General features: G+C 63.8%; 14 protein-coding genes and 1 pseudogene. 2 read left to right on the forward strand and 13 right to left on the reverse strand.

The genetic code is table 11. From position 1 onward, the window contains the following. Positions 1-197 precede the first annotated feature (197 nt). Both AAFX91_RS25315 and AAFX91_RS25320 read left to right on the forward strand, forming a co-directional pair. The gene (locus tag AAFX91_RS25315) at positions 198-1,520 is read left to right on the forward strand and encodes a lytic murein transglycosylase (RefSeq protein WP_394568419.1); all 1,323 of its coding nucleotides are present in this window, start codon (positions 198-200) and stop codon (positions 1,518-1,520) included. 234 nt (positions 1,521-1,754) lie between these two features. Next, the gene (locus tag AAFX91_RS25320; protein ID WP_394568421.1) at positions 1,755-2,858 is read left to right on the forward strand and encodes an alkene reductase; all 1,104 of its coding nucleotides are present in this window, start codon (positions 1,755-1,757) and stop codon (positions 2,856-2,858) included. Between the two features lie 298 nt (positions 2,859-3,156). Here AAFX91_RS25320 and AAFX91_RS25325 read toward each other — a convergent pair whose 3' ends face one another. The 13 genes and pseudogenes from AAFX91_RS25325 to AAFX91_RS25385 all read right to left on the reverse strand — a co-directional run bounded on the left by AAFX91_RS25325 (position 3,157) and on the right by AAFX91_RS25385 (position 18,632). Beyond that, positions 3,157-4,899: an ABC transporter substrate-binding protein gene (locus tag AAFX91_RS25325; RefSeq protein WP_282532164.1), complete on the reverse strand. Its 1,743-nt coding sequence runs from the start codon at positions 4,897-4,899 to the stop codon at positions 3,157-3,159. A gap of 115 nt (positions 4,900-5,014) precedes the next feature. After that, positions 5,015-5,344, reverse strand: coding sequence for a DUF2160 domain-containing protein (locus AAFX91_RS25330; RefSeq protein ID WP_282532149.1), 330 nt, complete (start codon positions 5,342-5,344; stop codon positions 5,015-5,017). Positions 5,345-5,354: 10 nt separating this feature from the next. Beyond that, a complete protein-coding gene (locus AAFX91_RS25335) occupies positions 5,355-6,161 on the reverse strand; it encodes a carbohydrate ABC transporter permease (protein WP_130576841.1) in 807 nt (268 codons plus the stop codon). After that, positions 6,161-7,063, reverse strand: coding sequence for a carbohydrate ABC transporter permease (locus AAFX91_RS25340; protein WP_130576840.1), 903 nt, complete (start codon positions 7,061-7,063; stop codon positions 6,161-6,163). Before AAFX91_RS25340 ends, AAFX91_RS25335 begins: the two co-directional genes overlap by 1 nt. Then, entirely contained in the window at positions 7,063-8,148 is a 1,086-nt protein-coding gene (locus tag AAFX91_RS25345; RefSeq protein ID WP_394568424.1) for an ABC transporter ATP-binding protein, read from the reverse strand. Before AAFX91_RS25345 ends, AAFX91_RS25340 begins: the two co-directional genes overlap by 1 nt. A gap of 12 nt (positions 8,149-8,160) precedes the next feature. Beyond that, complete coding sequence (locus AAFX91_RS25350; protein WP_394568426.1) at positions 8,161-9,240, reverse strand: ABC transporter ATP-binding protein; 1,080 nt, start codon at positions 9,238-9,240, stop codon at positions 8,161-8,163. Continuing rightward, positions 9,237-10,781, reverse strand: coding sequence for a glycerol-3-phosphate dehydrogenase (gene glpD, locus AAFX91_RS25355; protein WP_130576837.1), 1,545 nt, complete (start codon positions 10,779-10,781; stop codon positions 9,237-9,239). The genes AAFX91_RS25350 and glpD overlap by 4 nt, the downstream gene beginning before the upstream one ends. A 387-nt stretch (positions 10,782-11,168) precedes the next feature. Further along, positions 11,169-12,017, reverse strand: a complete 849-nt coding sequence (locus AAFX91_RS25360) for a DeoR/GlpR family DNA-binding transcription regulator (RefSeq protein WP_394568428.1) — start codon at positions 12,015-12,017, stop codon at positions 11,169-11,171. 147 nt (positions 12,018-12,164) lie between these two features. Further along, positions 12,165-12,355 (reverse strand): annotated as a pseudogene (locus tag AAFX91_RS25365) (hypothetical protein). Positions 12,356-12,566: 211 nt separating this feature from the next. Beyond that, entirely contained in the window at positions 12,567-12,968 is a 402-nt protein-coding gene (locus AAFX91_RS25370; RefSeq protein ID WP_130576855.1) for an acyl-CoA thioesterase, read from the reverse strand. 17 nt (positions 12,969-12,985) lie between these two features. Then, a complete protein-coding gene (locus AAFX91_RS25375; protein WP_165420941.1) occupies positions 12,986-15,079 on the reverse strand; it encodes a 3-hydroxyacyl-CoA dehydrogenase NAD-binding domain-containing protein in 2,094 nt (697 codons plus the stop codon). Between the two features lie 2 nt (positions 15,080-15,081). Then, entirely contained in the window at positions 15,082-16,365 is a 1,284-nt protein-coding gene (locus tag AAFX91_RS25380; protein WP_130576834.1) for an acetyl-CoA C-acetyltransferase, read from the reverse strand. Next, positions 16,365-18,632 carry an acyl-CoA dehydrogenase gene (locus tag AAFX91_RS25385; RefSeq protein ID WP_394568431.1) on the reverse strand — a complete coding sequence of 756 codons (2,268 nt, stop codon included), beginning with the start codon at positions 18,630-18,632 and terminating at the stop codon, positions 16,365-16,367. Before AAFX91_RS25385 ends, AAFX91_RS25380 begins: the two co-directional genes overlap by 1 nt. Between the last annotated feature and the right edge of the window lie 335 nt (positions 18,633-18,967).

An 18,967-nucleotide genomic window follows, 5' to 3' on the forward strand; every position in this document is an offset into this window, starting at 1 on the left:
TGCAGCGATCCGATCACCTCAAAAGCTCTTGTGCCACGGGGGCCGTCCACATATGGGTCCCGGGTCCCGGCTACGCCGAGGCTTCGCCGCGGCGCGCAAGCCCGGGACGACGGCGGAGTGAGGGATAGCTTGGGCGTAAAGCTTCACGTAAGATCATTACTATCTTTCGTAAGCCCATTCCCTACCGGCGAGTTCTGATGTTCAAGACCCGATTTGCGATCGCGGCCGTCACGATGATTGCGGCGTTTTCGTCTGCGGCCTCCGCGCAGCAATTGTTGCCGGCACCCACACGTCAGGCACCGGCGGCCGCGCGGCCTGCGACGGTGCCCTCCTCGCGCGCGGCGGCCTGCCATAATGGCCAAAGCTTCGAGCGCTTCCTCGCCGATCTCAAGCAGCGCGCGGTGTCCGAAGGCGTGTCGCAGCAGGCGATCGCGGAAGCCTCGCCGTACCTCGTCTACAACCAGGGCATCGTCAACCGCGACCGCGGGCAGCGCGTGTTCGGACAGATCTTCACCGAGTTCGCAGGGAGAATGGCCGCGCCCTACCGGATGCAGCAGGGGCAGCAGCACATCAAGACTTATGCGGCGGCGTTCGCACGCGCGGAGAAGGAATACGGCGTGCCGCCGGCGGTGATCGCGGCGTTCTGGGGACTGGAGAGCGACTTCGGCGCCAACATGGGCAACCTTCCAACGCTGCCTTCGCTGGTGTCGCTTGCCTATGATTGCCGGCGCTCGGAGATGTTCCAGAACGAGACCATCGCGGCCTTGAAGATCATCGACCGCGGTGACCTTTCGGCCGATGAGATGGTCGGCTCCTGGGCCGGCGAGCTCGGGCAGACGCAATTCCTGCCGATGCACTATTTCAACTATGCCGTCGACTATGACGGCGATGGCCATCGCAATCTCTTGCGCAGCGGGCCCGACGTGATCGGCTCGACTGCGAACTATATCGCCAACGGATTGAAGTGGCGGCGCGGCGAGCCGTGGCTGCAGGAAGTGCGCGTGACCGCTTCCAACTTTCCGTGGGACCAGGCCGACCTCACGACCAAGCTGCCGCGCTCGAAATGGGCGCAACTGGGAATAACCTTTGCTGATGGAAGGCCACTGCCGAATGACGACATGCCGGCCTCGCTGCTGTTGCCGATGGGACGGATGGGGCCGGCGTTCCTGGCCTATGCGAATTTCGCCGCCTACACCGAATGGAACAATTCGCTGATCTATTCGACCACCGCCGGGTATCTGGCGAGCCGCATCGCAGGCAGCCCGCCGATGCTGCGGCCTTCGGCACCGGTGGCGCAATTGCCGTTCAACGAGATCAAGGAATTGCAGCAGCACCTGGTGCGCGCCGGCTTCAATGTCGGCAAGGTCGACGGCGTGCTCGGACAGGCGAGCCGCAGCGCGGTGAAGGCGATGCAGATCAAATATGGACTACCGGCGGATTCCTGGCCATCAGCGGAGCTGCTGGCGCGGATGCGCGGGCGCGCCCAGCCGACGGAAGCGGCAATGCCGGCCGTTCGTTAGACCCGCTTCGGGAAATGACGCCTCTGTGACAGGCTTCCTCAAGAGGTCGTTTTGCTGCACGTATCCTGATTTGCAACAAATCCTACTATGTTCGCCTGCATGTGCCGCTTTTGACGCCAGTCAAGCGACCGAACACCGCGCGTTGCTAGTCTGCACGAGAAGAATGGCTGGGGCATTGCGCCCATCGCCGCGATGCACAAATGTTGCGTATCGTTCATTTCCGGAAAGCCTCCCATGAGCCAATCCTCCAAACTGTTCGAGCCCCTCAAGCTTGGTCCGCTGACGCTGCCCAATCGGGCGGCGATGGCACCGTTGACGCGCAACCGCGCGGTGCCGCCCGGCATGGTGCCGAGCCCGCTCGCGGTCGACTATTACGCGCAGCGCGCCTCCGCCGGCCTCCTGATCACCGAGGCGAGCCAGGTCTCGCAACAGGGCCAAGGCTACCAGGACACGCCCGGCATCTATTCGAAGGAACAGATTGCGGGATGGCGCAAGGTTACCGACGCCGTGCATGCGCGCGGCGGACGCATCTTCATCCAGCTCTGGCATGTCGGCCGCATCTCCCACACCTTGCTGCAGCCGAACGGCGGCGCGCCGGTTGCGCCATCCGCGATCCGCGCCAAGACCAAGACCTTCGTGGGCGGCAGCTTTACCGATGTGTCCGAACCGCGAGCGCTCGAGTTTTCCGAAATACCCGGCATCATCGAAGACTTCCGGCGCGGCGCGGCGAACGCGATCGAAGCCGGATTTGACGGCGTCGAGATCCATGGCGCCAACGGCTATCTGCTCGACCAGTTCGCCAAGGATGGCACCAACAAGCGCACCGATGCCTATGGCGGCTCGATCGAGAATCGCGCGCGGCTGATGCTGGAAGTCTCCAAGGCGGTGGCCGCGGAAGTCGGCGCCGAGCGCACCGGCATCCGCATCTCGCCGGTGACCCCGGCCAATGACGTCTCCGACTCCAACCCGCAGCCGCTGTTCGATTACATCGTCGATGGGCTCAATGCGCTGAAGCTGGTCTATATCCACGTCATCGAAGGCGCGACCGGCGGGCCGCGCGATGTCGCGCCGTTCGACTATGCGTCATTACGCAAGCGCTTCAAGCAGGCGTATATGGCCAACAACGGCTATGACTTCGCGCTGGCGAACAAGGTGCTGGAATCCGGCGCCGCCGACCTGATCGCGTTCGGCAAGCTGTTCATCTCCAACCCCGACCTGGTCGAGCGTCTGAAGCAGGGCGCCGTGCTGAACGAATGGGACAAGAACACGTTCTACGGCGGCGGCGCGAAGGGTTATACGGACTATCCGACGCTGGAGGCGGTGGAGGCGGCGGAGTAGCCGCGAATACCGCCGCCATTGCGAGGAGCGACAGCGACGAAGCAATCCATGCCTGCCGCAAGTGGAGAGATGGATTGCTTCGCTTCGCTCGCAATGACGGGTGGAAAGAACGACGTCTTTCTCCCACTGTCATTCCGGGGCAGCCCGCAGGGCTGAACCCGGAATCTATTCCACCACGTGCTTACTGTCCGATGGATTCCGTCATGCCCGGGCTTGTCCCGGGCATCCACGTCTTTCCATACCCGCGGCAACGCGTGGATGGCCGGGACGAGCCCGGCCAAGACGGCGTTGCGGGAGCTTACTTCGCTTCCGCACGCTTCGGCGGGGTGGCGGGCCACGACTTGATCAGGGTGTCGTAGTCGACTGTCTCGCCCTTCGGCTTCTCGTTGGCGAGCTTGCGCTGGGGCGCGATGGTGCCGTCCTTCTCGGCCTTGGCGAACCAGTATTCCGCCTTCTCCTTCTTGTTCAGCTTCGGACCGCAGGCGCCCTGCACGCCTGATTTCTCGAGCCGCTCCATCACCGAATCCTGGGCCGCGGCCAGAGCGTCCATCGCCTGCTGCGGCGTCTTCGCACCCGACGACGCATCGCCGATGTTCTGCCACCAGAGCTGGGCGAGCTTCGGATAATCAGGCACATTGTTGCCGGTCGGGGTCCACTGCACGCGCGCGGGCGAGCGGTAGAACTCGATCAGGCCGCCGAGCTTCGGCGCGCGCTCGGTGAACGACTTGTCCCAGATGTCGGACTCGCGGATGAAGGTGAGACCGACATGGCTCTTCTTCAACGACACCGTCTTGGAGACGATGAACTGCAGATAGAGCCAGGCCGCCTTGCGGCGATCCGCCGGCGTCGACTTCAGAAGCGTCAGCGAGCCGGCGTCCTGATAGCCGAGCTTCATGCCTTCCCGCCAGTACGAGCCGTGCGGCGACGGGGCCATGCGCCATTTCGGCGTGCCGTCCGCGTTCATGACGGGAATGCCGGGCTTCACCATGTCGGCAGTGAACGCGGTGTACCAGAAGATCTGCTGGGCGATGTTGCCCTGCGCCGGCACCGGGCCCGATTCAGAGAAGGTCATGCCCTGCGCCTGCGGCGGGGCATACTTCTTCAGCCACTCCAGATATTTGGTGATCGAGTAGACCGCGGCCGGACCATTGGTGTCGCCGCCGCGCTCGACTGACGAACCCACGGGACGGCAGCCTTCCATGCGGATGCCCCACTCGTCGACCGGCAGACCGTTCGGAATGCCCCTGTCGCCATTGCCCGCCATCGACAGCCAGGCGTCGGTGAAGCGCCAGCCGAGCGAGGGGTCCTTCTTGCCATAGTCCATATGGCCGTAGACCTTGACGCCGTTGATTTCCTTGATGTCGTTGGTGAAGAACTCGGCGATATCTTCATACGCCGACCAGTTCACGGGCACGCCGAGCTCGTAGCCATACTTGGCCTTGAACTTGGCCTTGTAGTCGGGGTTGGTGAACCAGTCGTAGCGGAACCAGTAGACGTTGGCGAACTGCTGGTCTGGCAATTGATAGAGCTTGCCGTCCGGCGCTGTCGTGAACGACTTGCCGATGAAGTCGTTGACTTCGAGATAGGGATCGGTGACGTCCTTGCCCTCGCCGGTCATGTAGTCCGACAGCACGATGGTCTGGCCGTAGCGGAAATGCGTGCCGATCAGGTCGCTATCGTTGATCCAGCCGTCATAGACGTTCTTGCCGGACTGCATCTGGGTCTGCAGCTTCTCGACGACGTCGCCTTCCTGGATGGTGTCGTGCTTGAGCTTGATGCCGGTGATTTCGCTGAATGCCTTGGCGAGGGTCTTCGCCTCATATTCATGCGTCGTGATGGTTTCCGACACGACGTTGATTTCCATGCCCTTGAAGGGCTCGGCCGCCTTCGCGAACCATTGCAGCTCCTTCATCTGGTCTTCCTTCGACAGGGTCGAAGGCTGGAATTCGCTGTCGATCCATTTCTGGTTGACGGCGTCGTCGGCGCGCGCCGGTGCGCTGACGGTGGCGGCGGCCGCGATCAGCGCGGCGGCGCTGGTCATCGTAAGCAGACGGCCCCTGGTGGTTCCTCTCAAATGTCGCATGGCGTTTCCTCCTGATATAGCGACAAAACAATTCAGGTCCGGGTTGGCCCCGGATCTGCTCTTCTTCACTTCCTCAGACGGTGCGGAAAATCACAACGGCCGTGGCAAGCGAAATCAGTGTGGCGAGCCACAGGCTCGAAAGCTCGACGCCCTCCTCCCCGATGGGCAGCGTGGTGATGGAGTCGGTGCCGACGACGCCGATCCAGACGAGATGGATGACGGCGGCGAGCACCAGCGAGATGAAGAGACGATCGCCGCGCGTGGTCGGAATCCTGAGCACGCCGACCCGCTCGGCTTCGGGATAGGCGACCGCGAGCCAGGTCATCACCGCCAGCGTCATGCCGAGCAGCGCAAAGAAGATCGCCGTCGGCAGCGTCCAGGCCATCCATGCGATGCTTTCCATGGGGCGCCTCCTACACGCGACCGAGCGCGAAGCCGCGCGCGATATAGTTGCGGACGAACCAGATCACGAGCGCGCCCGGGATGATCGTGAGCGCGCCGGCCGCGGCGAGCAGGCCCCAATCCATGCCGGCGGCGGAGACCGTGCGCGTCATCACCGCCGAGATCGGCTTGGCATCCACCGAGGTCAGCGTGCGCGCGAGCAACAGCTCGACCCAGGAGAACATGAAGCAGAAGAAGGCGGCCACCCCGATGCCGCTCGCGATCAGCGGCACCAGGATCTTGATGAAGAAGCGCGGGAAAGAATAGCCGTCGAGGAACGCAGTCTCGTCGATCTCGCGCGGCACGCTGGAGACGAAGCCTTCGAGGATCCAGACCGCGAGCGGAACGTTGAAGATGCAATGCGCCAGCGCCACCGCCCAGGGCGTATCGAACAGGCCGATCGCGGAATAGAGGTTGAAGAACGGCAGCGCATAGACCGCGGCCGGCGCCATGCGGTTGGAAAGCAGCCAGAAGAACAAATGCTTGTCGCCGAGGAAGCGGTAGCGCGAGAAGCCGTAAGCCGCCGGCAGCGCCACCGAGATCGAGATCACGGTGTTGATGACGACATATTTCAGCGAGTTGATATAGCCGGAATACCAGCTCTCGTCGGTGAAGATCCGCTTGTAGTTCTCGATCGTCGGCTGGTGCGGCCACAGCGTCATGGTCGAGACGATCTCGCTGTTGGTCTTGAAGCTCATGTTGATGAGCCAGTAGATCGGCAACAACAGGAAGATCAGGAACAGCGAGATGATGAGGCGGCGCCCGGGAATCGTGCCCATCACACAGCTCCCTCTTTTTGCGGGCGCTCGGCGCCGGCATTGGTCATGACGGTGTAGAACACCCAGCAGACGATCAGGATGATAAGGTTGTAGACCAGCGACAGCGCCGCGGCCTTGCCGAGATCGAACTGACCGAGCGCGATCTTGACGAGCTCGATCGAGATGAAAGTGGTCGAATTGCCCGGCCCGCCGCCGGTGACGACGAACGGCTCGGTGTAGATCATGAAGCTGTCCATGAAGCGCAGCAGCACCGCGATCAGGAGCACGCGGTTCATTTTCGGCAACTGGATCGCGCGGAACACCGCCCAGCGCGATGCGCCGTCGATCTGCGCTGCCTGATAGTACGCATCCGGAATCGACTTCAGGCCGGCATAGCAGAGCAGCGCCACCAGACTGGTCCAGTGCCAGACGTCCATTACGATCACGGTCGCCCAGGCGTCGAGTTCGTTGGAGACGTAGTTGTAAGGGATACCCAGGCTGTTGAGGGTGTAGCCGAGCAGGCCGATATCTGGACGGCCGAAGATCTGCCAGATGGTGCCGACCACGTTAAACGGGATCAACAGCGGCAGCGCCAGGATCACGAGGCAGACGGCGACGGTCCAGCCCTCGCGCGGCATCGACAACGCGACGACGATACCGAGCGGTATCTCGATCGCGAGGATGATCGCGGAGAAGATCAGGTTGCGCCAGAGCGATGCAAAGAAGCGTTCGCCGAGGTCGGTGGTGGGATCGAGCAATTCCTTGAACCAGCCGACGCCGTTCCAGAAGAACTGGTTGTTGCCGAAAGTGTCCTGCATCGAATAGTTCACCACCGTCATCAGCGGCAGCACCGCGGAGAACGCGACCACCAGGAACACCGGCAGCACCAGGAACCAGGCTTTCTGGTTGACCGTCTTGTCCATCAGGCGACCCCCTCGACCAGGCGGCTGTCGGCATAGACGTGCACATGCGCGGGATCGAACACGAGCCCGGCGTTGTTGTCCGGCACCGAGAATCCCGGCGGCACGCGCGCGGCGAACTTTGAATCGCCGACGCGCACCCGCGCAAATCGGATGCGGCCGAGATCGTCGATCCGCTCGATCGTTGCCGCCAGCAGGCCCGAGGCGGGCGGCGCGACGTCGACGAACTCCGGCCGCACCCCGATCTCGATCTTCGCGCCGGCGGGCAGCACGCCGTAATTGCGATGCAGGCCGATGGTGTGGCCATCGATGCGCGCCTCGCGCCCATCGACATGCGCCGGCACGATGTTCATGCCGGGCGAGCCGATGAAATAGCCGACAAAGGTGTGCGCGGGCTTATCAAATAGTTCAGCCGGTGTGCCGCTCTGCACCACGCGCCCGTCATGCATGACGACGACGGTATCGGCAAAGGTCAGCGCCTCCGTCTGGTCGTGGGTGACATAGATCATGGTGAGGTCGAGCTCGCGGTGCAGCGCCTTCAATTTCGAACGGAGCTGCCATTTCAATTCGGGATCGATGACGGTCAGCGGCTCGTCGAACAGGATCGCGGCGACATCGGATCGCACCAAGCCGCGGCCGAGCGAGATCTTCTGCTTGGCATCGGCGGTGAGCCGCGTCGCCTTGCGGTTGAGGTAGGGCGCAAGATCGAGCAGCTCGGCGATCCGCTTCACGCGCGCTGATATCTCCGCCTTCGGCACGCCGCGGTTCTTGAGCGGAAAGGCCAGATTCTCGCCGACCGTCATGGTGTCGTAGATGACCGGAAACTGGAACACCTGCGCGATGTTGCGCTTCTGCGTCGACAGCGGCGTGATGTCCTTGCCGTCGAACAGGATCTTTCCGCGCGACGGCGTCACGATGCCCGAGATGAGATTGAGCAGCGTGGTCTTGCCGCAGCCGGAGGGGCCGAGCAGCGCATAGGCGCCGCCCTGCCGCCACGTCATCGTCACCGGCTTCAAGGCGAAGGATTCCGGCGGCGCGTTATCGCCGCTGTAGGAGTGGGCGAGATCGACGAGGTCAATGCGGGACATGCGCCATCTCCCTCAAGTGCGGCCGGGCGCGGCGACCAGGCGGTCGGCCAGGTCGAACACGAAGACGTTGTCGGGATCGAGCGCGACGTTGAGCGCCTTCCCCGGTTCATACTCATGCACGCCGTGCAGCACCGCGACCCAATTGGCGGAATCGCGCTGCAAATGGATAAAACTCTCGGAGCCGGTGATCTCGGTCACGCTGACGGTAGCCGGAAATACGTGACGGCCGGCGGCGCCTTTCGCGACTTCGAGCTGATGCGCGCGGAAGCCGACCCGATAGGCGCCATCGGCAAGGTTCGCATAAAGGCCGGTCGCGGGCGCGCGCGTGCCGCCGGCATAGTGCACGGTGCCGTGCCTCTTCTCGATATTGACGATGTTGAGCGGCGGATCGGAATAGACCTGAGCGACGCGCAGCGTCTCGGGCTGCCGATACACCCGCGAGCTGGCGCCGGCCTGCAGCACGCGTCCTTGCCACATGCAGATGGTGTCACCGCCGAGCAGCAGCGCTTCCGACGGCTCCGTGGTGGCGTAGACGAAGATCGCGCCTGAGGCCTCGAAGATGCGCGGCAGTTCGGTGCGCAGTTCTTCGCGCAGCTTGTAATCGAGATTGGCGAGCGGCTCGTCGAGCAGCACGAGGTCGGCGCCCTTGACCAGCGCGCGCGCGATCGCGGTGCGCTGCTGCTGACCACCGGAGAGCTGCAGCGGCGTGCGCTTCAGAAAGGGCTCAAGCCGCAACAGCTTTGCGGCATCCGCCACGCGCTTGTCGATCTCCTCGCGCGGCCGTCCCTGCACACGCAAGGGCGAGGCGATGTTCTCATAGACCGAGAGCGAGGGATAGTTGATGAACTGCTGGTAGACCATCGCGACCGAGCGCTGGCGCACATCGATGCCGGTGACGTCCGCACCGTCGACCAGCACGCGGCCGCTCGTCGGCTTGTCGAGGCCGGCGAGCAACCGCATGATCGAGGTCTTGCCTGATAGCGTCGGCCCGAGCAGCACGCTCAGCGTGCCGCGCTCGAGCGTCAGCGCGACATCGTGGATGGCCGGGATGCCGTCCACGGTGCGCGTGACGTGGTCGAGCGTGACGCTCATGGCCGTCCTCCCGCCTCGCGTAGCGGACGTTCGCCGGACAGTCCATGAGCGGCGATCCATTCGTCGAGCGCCGATATCTCGGCGGCCGACATCCTCAAACCCAGTTTGGAGCGGCGCCAGACGATGTCTTCGGCGGTCAACGCCCATTCGTTCGCCATCAGGTACCTGACTTCGCTTTCCGTCAAGGTGGCGCCGAAGGACTTTCCGAGATCGCCGATCGATTTCGCGCTGCCGAGTACTTTTGTCGCACGCGTGCCGTAGGCGTGTGCGAGCCGGCTCGCATGCGGCGCCGACAGGAACGGATAGTCGCGCACGAGTTCCGCAGCGAGCGCATCGACCGCGGAGACATCCATGTCGCCGCCGGGCAGCGGCGACTTGCCGGTCCAGCCCTCGCGGGCTTTCGCGCTGCGCAAATAGGGCGCAAGGCGCTCAAGCGCTTCTTCCGCCAATCGCCGATAGGTCGTGATCTTGCCGCCATAGATCGAGAGCAGCGGCACGCCGCCGGGCGTATCGAGCTCGAACACGTAATCGCGTGTGGCGGCCTTGGCCTCGCTCGCACCGTCATCATAGAGCGGGCGCACACCGGAATAGGTCCAGACCACATCCTCCCGCTTCACCGGCTTTGCGAGATACTCGCTGACGGAAGCGCAGAGATAACTGATCTCCTCCTCCGTCGCCTTCACCTTGGCGGGGTCGCCGTCATAGTCACGGTCAGTGGTGCCGATCAGCGAGAAATCATTCTGATAGGGAATCACGAAGACGATGCGGCCATCGGCGTTCTGGAAGATGTAAGCGCGGTCGTGGTCGTAGAGTTTTCTCACCACGATATGCGAGCCTTGCACGAGCCGCACTTTTGCGCGCGCGTTGACGCCGGCGCTCGAAGTCAGCACCTCTTCGACCCATGGACCGCCGGCATTGACCAGCGCACGCGCACGCACCGTCCGCCGCGCGCCGCTGCCTTCGTCCTCGACCGTGACATTCCAGAGACCGTCAGCCCGCCTGATCTCGACGGCGCGGGTGCGCGTGCAGATCTCGGCGCCGCGATCGGCGGCATCGCGCGCGGTCAGCACGACCAGCCGCGCGTCGTCGACGAAGCAATCGGAATACTCGAACCCTTTGACGTAGCGATTCTTGATCAGGGGCTTGCCGACCTCGTCGCGACTGAGGTCCACCGACCGGGTCGGCGGCAGCAGGTGCCGGCCGCCGATGTGATCATAAAGGAACAGCCCGAGCCGGAGCAGCCAGGCCGGGCGCAGGCCGGCATGGTGCGGCAAAACGAAACGCAGAGGGCGGATGATATGGGGCGCGATCTGCCAGAGGATCTCGCGCTCGATCAGGGCCTCACGGACCAGGCGGAACTCGTAATATTCGAGATAGCGCAGCCCGCCATGCACGAGCTTGGTCGACCAGGACGACGTCCCGCTCGCCAAATCATTCATTTCACAGAGGAAAACGGAATTACCCCGCCCCGCCGCATCGCGCGCGATGCCGCAGCCGTTGATGCCGCCCCCAATGATTGCGAGGTCGAAAATCCGATCCAACAGACGCTTCCCCGGCCGCTCGCGTTCGCTTTCGGCGATTTCGCTTTCGGATTCGATTAGATCACAACGAAAAACGAAAGCAAACCGAAAATGGGGAACCGGGGTCTGCGACTTGGGGATGAGGCGGGATTCGGGGCGATATCGGGCCTCATCCTCCGAGACGCGCGTTCCGCGCTCCTCAGGATGAGGGGCGGACGGCCATGCCATCCTTTCCGTCATTGCGAGGAGCGATAGCGACGAAGCAATCCATGCCTGCGCGAGTGGAGGGATGGATTGCTTCGCTGCGCTCGCAATGATGTGGAGGAGAGAGCGGCGCGCTCGCATCTATCCCCTCACCCTGAGGAGGCCGCGAAGCGGGCGTCTCGAAGGGCGAGGCCACCAGCGCTGCTACACGCTCCGCAGCGTCACTGGCGCGGGCTCGGGTGTGGTGTCGTCGATGTCGGCCGCTGGCTTGTCCATCGCCACGACCACCTCGATGCCTCTGCTGTGGCAGATGTTCGCCAGTTCCGCCGGCAATGCGGTGTCGGTGATGAAGGTCTGGATCTGGCTGATATGGGCGATGCGGACCGGGGCGCTGCGGCGGAGTTTTGTTGAGTCCGCCACCAGCATCACGTTGCGCGCGTTGGCGATGATGGCCTGGGCGACCTGGACTTCACGATAGTCGAAATCCAGGAGCGCGCCCTCCTCGTCGATCGCCGACGCGCCGATGATCGCGTAGTCGACCTTGAACTGGCCGATCAGTTGCGTCGCGGTCGAGCCGACCACGGCGCCGTCGGCGCGCCGCACGGTACCGCCCGCCACCACCACCTCGATGCGGGGATGGCGGTACAGCAGCATCGCGACATTGAGGTTGTTGGTAATGACGAGCAGCCCCTCATGCGAGGTCAGCGCGCTCGCGACCTCCTCCGTGGTGGTGCCGATATTGATGAACAGCGAGCAGCCGTTCGGAATGCGCGCGGCGGCTGCCGCCCCAATCGCCTTCTTCTCTTCGGCGGCGACGAACCGCCGCGCCTCATAGGCAAGATTTTCCACGCCGGAGGCGATGATCGCGCCGCCATGGATGCGCGTCAGCGAACGCCGGTCGCAGAGATCATTGAGGTCCTTGCGGATGGTCTGCGCGGAGACTTCGAAACGTTTGGCAAGGTCCTCCACCATCACGCGGCCAAAGGCGCGCGCGAGGTTTAGGATCTCGGTCTGGCGATGGGTCAATACGGGCACGGCGGCACCTTGCGACATCGAAAGCCGCATGCTGCGGCGGTTTGGCGCCAAGGTCAACGCGCTAGTTGTAGCCCGGATGGAGCGCAGCGTAATCCGGGAAACGGCACGGCATGGCGTCTCCCCGGATTGCGCTGCGCTCCATCCTGGCTACGGGCTTCCTGGAATCTATGATGCCAGCTTCAGCTCGCCGTCGGCGAGGCGGCGTGCGGCGCCTCGGCTTCGCGGGCGTTGCGGAAGAGCTGGCCTTCCAATCGGTTGAATTCAGGACTGGCCGCAAAGAAGCGATAGCCACGCTCATCGCGCACGACGATGCCGGCCGGATTGGAGCCGACTTCGATGATGTAGGTATCAGACATTTCCCAGTCCCAATTGAAGTGCGGGCCTATAACGTGATGGGAGCCTGATCGTTCCGCGCTTTCATCACTGCTGCGTCCCGCGAAAAGCGATGGCCAGCGCGGCGAATTGTCCTGATATCGCCGCATTCCCGAACACCGAATCACCTGCTCTCACGAGGTGTGGGATACGAGCGGCTGATAACAACTGTGTGTAAGCGAGGAGACGTCTTGGTTACGTCGCAAGCGTGGCGCCGTCGCGCTGGATCGGCTGCGGCTGGCCATGGTCGTCGATCGAGACGTAAGTAAAATTGCCATCGGTGACCAGGATCGATTGCCGTTCCTTGCGGCGCAGCACCCAGGCTTCGAGATGGACGGTGATCGAGGTGCGGCCGATCCGCACAAGGTTGGCGTGCACGGAGACGAGATCGCCGACATAGACGGCTTTACGAAAATTCATCGCTTCGATCGCGACCGTCACCGTGCGCGATCGCGCGACCTTCGAGGCGAACACGCCGCCGCCGAGATCCATCTGGCTGAGCAGCCAGCCGCCGAAGATATCGCCATTGGCGTTGGTATCCGCCGGCATCGCCAGCGTGCGGATGCAGAGATCGCCTTGCGGCTCGTTTTGCGCCATCGGAACGGTCGTGTCAGTCACTTGAAACTCTCCCAGCCGGCATCGGGCGCGAAGCGGCCGCCGAACTTCTGCTCGAGTGCCTGCAAGGTGGACACTACATTCTCGACACCGCGCGTGCGGGCGTAATTCAGCGGACCGCCACGGAACGGGGCATAGCCGGTGCCGAAGATCATCGCGCCGTCGACCACGTCGGCATTGTCGACGATGCCTTCACGCAGGCAGGCGACGCAGACATTCGACATCGGCAGCACCAGGCGGTCGATCATCTCCTGTGTCGGCTCGGCGGTCGATGTCACAGCGGACGTCTTGTCTGGCTTACCATCCTTCCACACGTAAAAACCCTTGCCCGTCTTGCGGCCAAGTTCGCCTTTCGTCACCTTTTCGCGCAGCCAGGCTGGCGTCGGCGGCAACAGGTCGCCGAATTTCGAGCGCAGCATGTCGCCAACGTCGAGGCAGATATCGAGGCCGACCTGGTCGGCAAGCTCGATCGGCCCCATCGGCATGCCGAATTTCTTCGCGGCCGCATCGATGACTGATTTATCGACCTTCTCATCCAGCAGCAGCATCGCTTCCAGCATGTAGGGCGTCAGCGCGCGGTTGACGAGGAAGCCGGGCGAACTCTTCACTGATAGCGGCAGGCGGTCGATGGCGCCGACGAAGGCAAGCGCCTGCTTCAACAGCTCGGCGTCGGTGCCGTCATGGCTGACGACCTCGACGAGCTGCAATCGCGAGACCGGATTGAAGAAATGCAGGCCGAGCAAGCGCTCCGGCTTTTCCAGCGTCGCGCGCAAATCCTGCAGCGGGATGCTGGAGGTGTTGGTCGCAAGGATTGCGCCCGGCTTCATCTTCGGCTCGATGCCGGCATAGACCTTCTGCTTCAGCTCGAGCTTTTCCGGCACCGCCTCGATGATGAGGTCGGCGTTGCGCACGCCCTCGCCGTCCATATCCGGGATCAGCCGATCATGCGCATCGCGCACGTCCGTGCGCTTGCGGATGATCTTCCTGTAGAGATCGTCGGCGCGCTTGATCGCGCCCGCGATCGGCTCCGGCTTCATGTCCGACAGCGTAACGCGCAGATCCTGTCCTGCGCACCAGGCGGCGATATCGCCGCCCATCGCGCCGGCGCCGATGATGTGGACATGCGCGATCCTGTTGCCGCTGCCTGCGAGCTTCTTCATCTGCTCGCGCAGGAAGAAGACGCGGATCAGGTTCTGCGCGGTCGGCGTCACCATCAATTCGGCGAAGGAACGCTTTTCCGCATTCAGCATCGCCGACTTTTCGCTGCCGTATTTTTCCCAGAGATCGATCAGCGCGTAAGGCGCGGGATAGTGCGCCTGCGGCGCGGCCTTGGCGGCCTCGCTGCGCATGCGCGAAGCGAGAAAGCCGCGCACCGGGCCGAAGTTCAGGAGCGTGTTGACCGACCCGGGCCTGGCGCGCTTCAGGCGGCCGAACACCGCGTCCTTCACCGCGTTCCTGACATGGCGCTCCTGCGTCACCGCATCGACCAGGCCGAGCGATTTGGCCCGGCGCGCATCGATGGTCTTGCCCGTCAGCATCAGGCTCATCGCCTGCATCGGATTGACGAGCTGCGTGAAGCGCACGGTGCCACCTAAGCCGGGATGCAGGCCGAGCATCACCTCGGGAAAGCCGAAGCGCGCGCCATCAATGGCGATCCGCGACTGGCAGGCCAGCGCGACTTCGAGGCCGCCGCCGAGGCAGAAGCCGTGGATCACGGCGACCGTCGGCACGCGCAGCGCTTCGAGCCGGTTGATGACCGCATGCGCGCGGCCGATCTCGGCTTCGACCAAGCGCGCATCGCTGGCGCCGCGGAATTCATTGACATCGGCACCGGCGATGAAGCCGCTCTTCTTCGCCGAGCGGATGACGAGGCCGGTCGGACGCTGGCTTTCGAGCGAAGACAGCACCGCATCGAATTCCTCGAGCACCTCGGCGTTCAGCGTGTTGGCGCTGGCGCCTTCGCGGTCGAACAGGAGCCAGGCGATGCCGTCGCCATCACGCGTCAGCCTGAAATGCTTGTAGGGACCGGCTTCCGGCACGGGCCCGAGTTCGAGCACGCGGTCGGCGAGGATGTTCATGATCTGCGAATCCATGATCACACCGTCTCTATCAGCATGGCGCCGCCCTGCCCGCCGCCGATGCATTCGGTGGCGATGCCGCGCCGCGTGCCGAGCCGCTTCATGGCGTTGACGAGATGCAGCACGATGCGGTTGCCGCTGGTGCCGACGGGATGGCCGAGGCTGATGGCGCCGCCATCGATATTCAGCTTCGCTCGATCGATCTCGCCCGCCGCGCCCTCGAGGCCGAGAATTTCGCGGCAAAATTTTTCATCGTTCCAGGCCGCAAGACAGCCGAGCACCTGTGTCGCAAAGGCCTCGTTCAACTCCCAGGTCTCGACATCCTGCAGGGTCAGTTCGTTGCGCTTCAGCAGCGCGGTCGCTGACAGCACGGGGCCGAGCCCCATGATAGCAGGATCGAGCGCCGCCCACTGGCTGTCGAGGATGACGGCCTTCGGCTTCAGCCCGTGCTTTGCCACCGCCTCTTCGGACGCGAGGATCACCCAGGAGGCGCCGTCGGTGATCTGCGAGGAATTGCCCGCGGTGACCTGTCCCCACGGCCGCTCGAATACCGGCTTCAGTTTTGCCAACGTCTCCGGCGTCGAGTCCGGGCGGACGCCGTCATCGTGATCGTAGAACTTGCCGTCGCGCGAGAACGACGTCTCGACTTCGCCCTTCAGCCAGCCTTCGCTCTGCGCTTTTGCCAGGCGGCGGTGGCTCTCGGCGGCATAGGCATCCGATTGCGCGCGGGTGATGCCGAAGAGATGGCCGACGACCTCGGCGGTCTGGCCCATGTTGAGCTCGGTGATGGGATCGGTGAGCCCGCGCTCCAGGCCGATGATCGGCTTGAAATAGCCGGGACGGAGCTTGAAGAAGGCGGCGATCTTCGCACCCATGCTCTTGGCGCCGGCAAGGCCAGCAAACCAACGCACGCCGGCGTTGGGCCAGACCAATGGCGCATGGCTCAGCGCCTCGGCGCCGCCGGCGAGGATGAGATCGGCTGTGCCTTCGCGGATGTAGCGATAGCCGGTGTCGATCGACTGCATGCCGGAGCCGCAATTGATCTGCACGGTGAAGGCGACCATCTTCTCGCCCATGCCAAGCCGGAGCGCCGCGACGCGCGCCGGGTTCATCTCGTCGGCAATGACATTGACGCAGCCGAGGATCACCTGGTCGAAGCTATCGGGCGCGAACGGCTGCCGCGCCAGCAGCGGCCGGCCGCATTGCACGGCGAGGTCAACAGGCGTGAACGGCCCTGGACCGGAGCGCGCCTTCAGGAACGGCGTACGGCTGCCGTCGACGATAAAGACCGGTCGCGCCATCAGCTCGCAGCCCTCTGCTCTCCCAATTCCTGGAAGAACTGATGCACGTCGGCACCCTTCCTGTAAATCGGCGACAGCGCCTCGGGCGCGAAATCGTCGACCTCGATCACCGCGGCGACCGCCGCGCGGGCGGCGACTAGCTTATCTGCATCGGATTGCGTGATGACGCCCTTCTTCACTGCTTCATCCGGATCGCGCAGGCGCGCGGCGCGCATCTGCTTCGCGATATCGTCGGTCGCGGCAACCAGGCGGAAGGCCTTTTCCAGCCGCGCCACGCCGCCGTCGTCCTCGACGAAGGCGAGATCGGGGGTGACTCGATCGCGCGCGTCCGATGGCTCCAGCACAAGGGCGGCACACTGATGCACGACGCGGTCGGAGGGGCCGAGCACGCGGGCGCCGAACGGTTGGATCAAGAACTTCAGGATTACAGCCACGAACCGGTTTGGCAGGTTGGCGAGAATCTCCGCAAAACGGTTCTCGATGGTTTTAAAGCCGCTCGCCATGCACCATTCGAGCGCGGCGAAATCTTCTTTCTGCCGGCCTTCATCCTGCCAGCGCTTCAGCGCGGCGGAGAGCAGATAGAGCTCGGAGAGGATGTCGCCGAAACGGGCCGAGAGCATCTCCCTGCGCTTGAGCGCGCCGCCGAGCGTCAGCAGCGCCATGTCGGCGCAAATTGCGAAGGCTGAGGAATAGCGCGAGAGCTGGCGGTAGAATTTCGTGGCATCGCCCGCATCGGGCGCCGGCGCGAACAAGCCGAAGGTCCAACTCCGGCCCATGGCGCGGAACATGGTCTTGAAGGTATGGCCGATGTGCTTCCATAGCGCCTTGTCGAAGGCATCCAGGCCCTTAGCGCGGTCGGCCTCGCCGAGCGCGGTCATCTCCTCCAGCAGGTACGGATGAGCGCGGATCGCACCCTGGCCGAACACGATGAGATTGCGGGTGAGGATGTTGGCGCCTTCCACGGTGATGCCGACCGGCACCGCGCGATGCAGATTGCCGAGATAATTCTGCGGGCCGTCGATCACGGCCTTGCCGCCATGGATGTCCATGGCGTCATCGATCGCGATCCGCATCCGCTCGGTGGCGTGCAGTTTCATGATGCCGGAGATGACCGCGGGGTGATGGCCGGCGTTCAGCGCGGCGCAGGTCAGCCGCCGCGCGGCGTCGAGCAAATAGGTGGTGCCGACGATCCGCGCCAGCGGCTCCTCGACGCCTTCGAATTTGGAGATCGAGATGCCGAACTGTTCGCGGATACGGGCATAGGCACCGGTGGTGCGAGCGGCATAGGCGGCACCGGCAGCCGACAATGACGGCAGCGAGATGCCGCGGCCGGCGGCGAGCGCCGTCATCAGCATCTTCCAGCCCTCACCCAGCCGCTCCTTGCCGCCGATGATGTAGTCGAGCGGGATGAAGACGTCGCGGCCCCAGTTCGGGCCATTCTGGAACACCTGCATTGCCGGCAGATGGCGGTGGCCAATCTCGACGCCAGGCAGGTGGGTCGGGATCAGTGCAACGGTGATGCCGAGCTCTTCCTGGTCGCCGACGAGATGATCGGGATCGTAAGCCTTGAAGGCGAGACCGAGCAATGTGGCGACTGGGCCGAGCGTGATGTAGCGCTTGTGCCAGTTGAGGCGCAGGCCGATCACTTCGTTGCCCTCGAAATTGCCCTTGCAGATGATGCCGGTGTCGACCATCGAGGCCGCATCCGACCCTGCTTCGGGGCTGGTGAGGCCGAAGCACGGGATGTCGCGGCCGGAGGCCAGGCGCGGCAGCCATTTCTCCTGCTGCTCTTTGGTGCCGAAGCGCATCAGGAGCTCGCCGGGGCCGAGCGAGTTCGGCACCATCACGGTGACGGCGGCGGTCAGCGAGCGCGAGGAGAGTTTTCGCACCACCTCGGAATGCGCGTAAGGCGAGAAGCCGAGGCCGCCGAACTCCTTCGGGATGATCATGCCGAAGAATTTCTCGCGCTTGATGAAATCCCAGACCTCGCGCGGCAGGTCGCGCCATTCCCAGAAAATCTTCCATTCGTCGAGCATTTTGCAGAGCTCGTCGACGGGGCCGCTCAAGAAGGCTTTTTCCTCTTCCGTCAGTTCGGCTTGCGGATAGGCCAGCAGCTTCGACCAATCGGGATTGCCGGAAAACAGGTCGGCGTCCCACCAGACGTCGCCGGCTTCCAGCGCCTCGCGCTCGGTGTCCGACATGGCCGGCATCACGCCGAGGGCGAACCCGAAGATCGGCTTGGTGATGACATCGCGGCGGAAACTCATGGCAGTATCCTCAAGATCGGCGACGCGTTCCGGCATATTTTAGCGGAAAGTGGCCGACAGAAGTGAACACTTCGCTGGCAAATTGGCGCGAATTGACGCGGTCGATATAACGACCGAAGTGCGGTGCCAGTTCCGGATGAGGTAAGCGCGGCTTGCCGGATGCACCTCGCCCCGCTTGCGGGGAGAGGTCGGATCGCATCGGAGATGCGATCCGGGTGAGGGGGAGCCTCCGCGAGTCGGTCTGTCACCGTGATCGGCGAGAGAGCCCCTTGTATCTGCACGGGCATGATTTGTGCGATGGAAGCGATTTAGCGTCTTGGCCGGTGGCCACCGGC

The sequence above is a fragment of the Bradyrhizobium sp. 31Argb genome, from assembly GCF_043638955.1.
Lineage (GTDB): Bacteria > Pseudomonadota > Alphaproteobacteria > Rhizobiales > Xanthobacteraceae > Bradyrhizobium.

Coding starts and splice junctions, on each gene's coding strand:
- AAFX91_RS25345 (WP_394568424.1), bottom strand. CDS start 8,148: ATGTCCCGCATTGACCTCGTCGATCTCGCCCACTCCTACAGCGGCGAT.
- AAFX91_RS25315 (WP_394568419.1), top strand. CDS start 198: ATGTTCAAGACCCGATTTGCGATCGCGGCCGTCACGATGATTGCGGCG.
- AAFX91_RS25380 (WP_130576834.1), bottom strand. CDS start 16,365: ATGGCGCGACCGGTCTTTATCGTCGACGGCAGCCGTACGCCGTTCCTG.
- AAFX91_RS25320 (WP_394568421.1), top strand. CDS start 1,755: ATGAGCCAATCCTCCAAACTGTTCGAGCCCCTCAAGCTTGGTCCGCTG.
- AAFX91_RS25330 (WP_282532149.1), bottom strand. CDS start 5,344: ATGGAAAGCATCGCATGGATGGCCTGGACGCTGCCGACGGCGATCTTC.
- AAFX91_RS25370 (WP_130576855.1), bottom strand. CDS start 12,968: ATGGCGCAAAACGAGCCGCAAGGCGATCTCTGCATCCGCACGCTGGCG.
- AAFX91_RS25325 (WP_282532164.1), bottom strand. CDS start 4,899: ATGACCAGCGCCGCCGCGCTGATCGCGGCCGCCGCCACCGTCAGCGCA.
- AAFX91_RS25375 (WP_165420941.1), bottom strand. CDS start 15,079: ATGGATTCGCAGATCATGAACATCCTCGCCGACCGCGTGCTCGAACTC.
- AAFX91_RS25335 (WP_130576841.1), bottom strand. CDS start 6,161: ATGGGCACGATTCCCGGGCGCCGCCTCATCATCTCGCTGTTCCTGATC.
- AAFX91_RS25340 (WP_130576840.1), bottom strand. CDS start 7,063: ATGGACAAGACGGTCAACCAGAAAGCCTGGTTCCTGGTGCTGCCGGTG.
- AAFX91_RS25360 (WP_394568428.1), bottom strand. CDS start 12,017: ATGTCGCAAGGTGCCGCCGTGCCCGTATTGACCCATCGCCAGACCGAG.
- AAFX91_RS25350 (WP_394568426.1), bottom strand. CDS start 9,240: ATGAGCGTCACGCTCGACCACGTCACGCGCACCGTGGACGGCATCCCG.
- AAFX91_RS25385 (WP_394568431.1), bottom strand. CDS start 18,632: ATGAGTTTCCGCCGCGATGTCATCACCAAGCCGATCTTCGGGTTCGCC.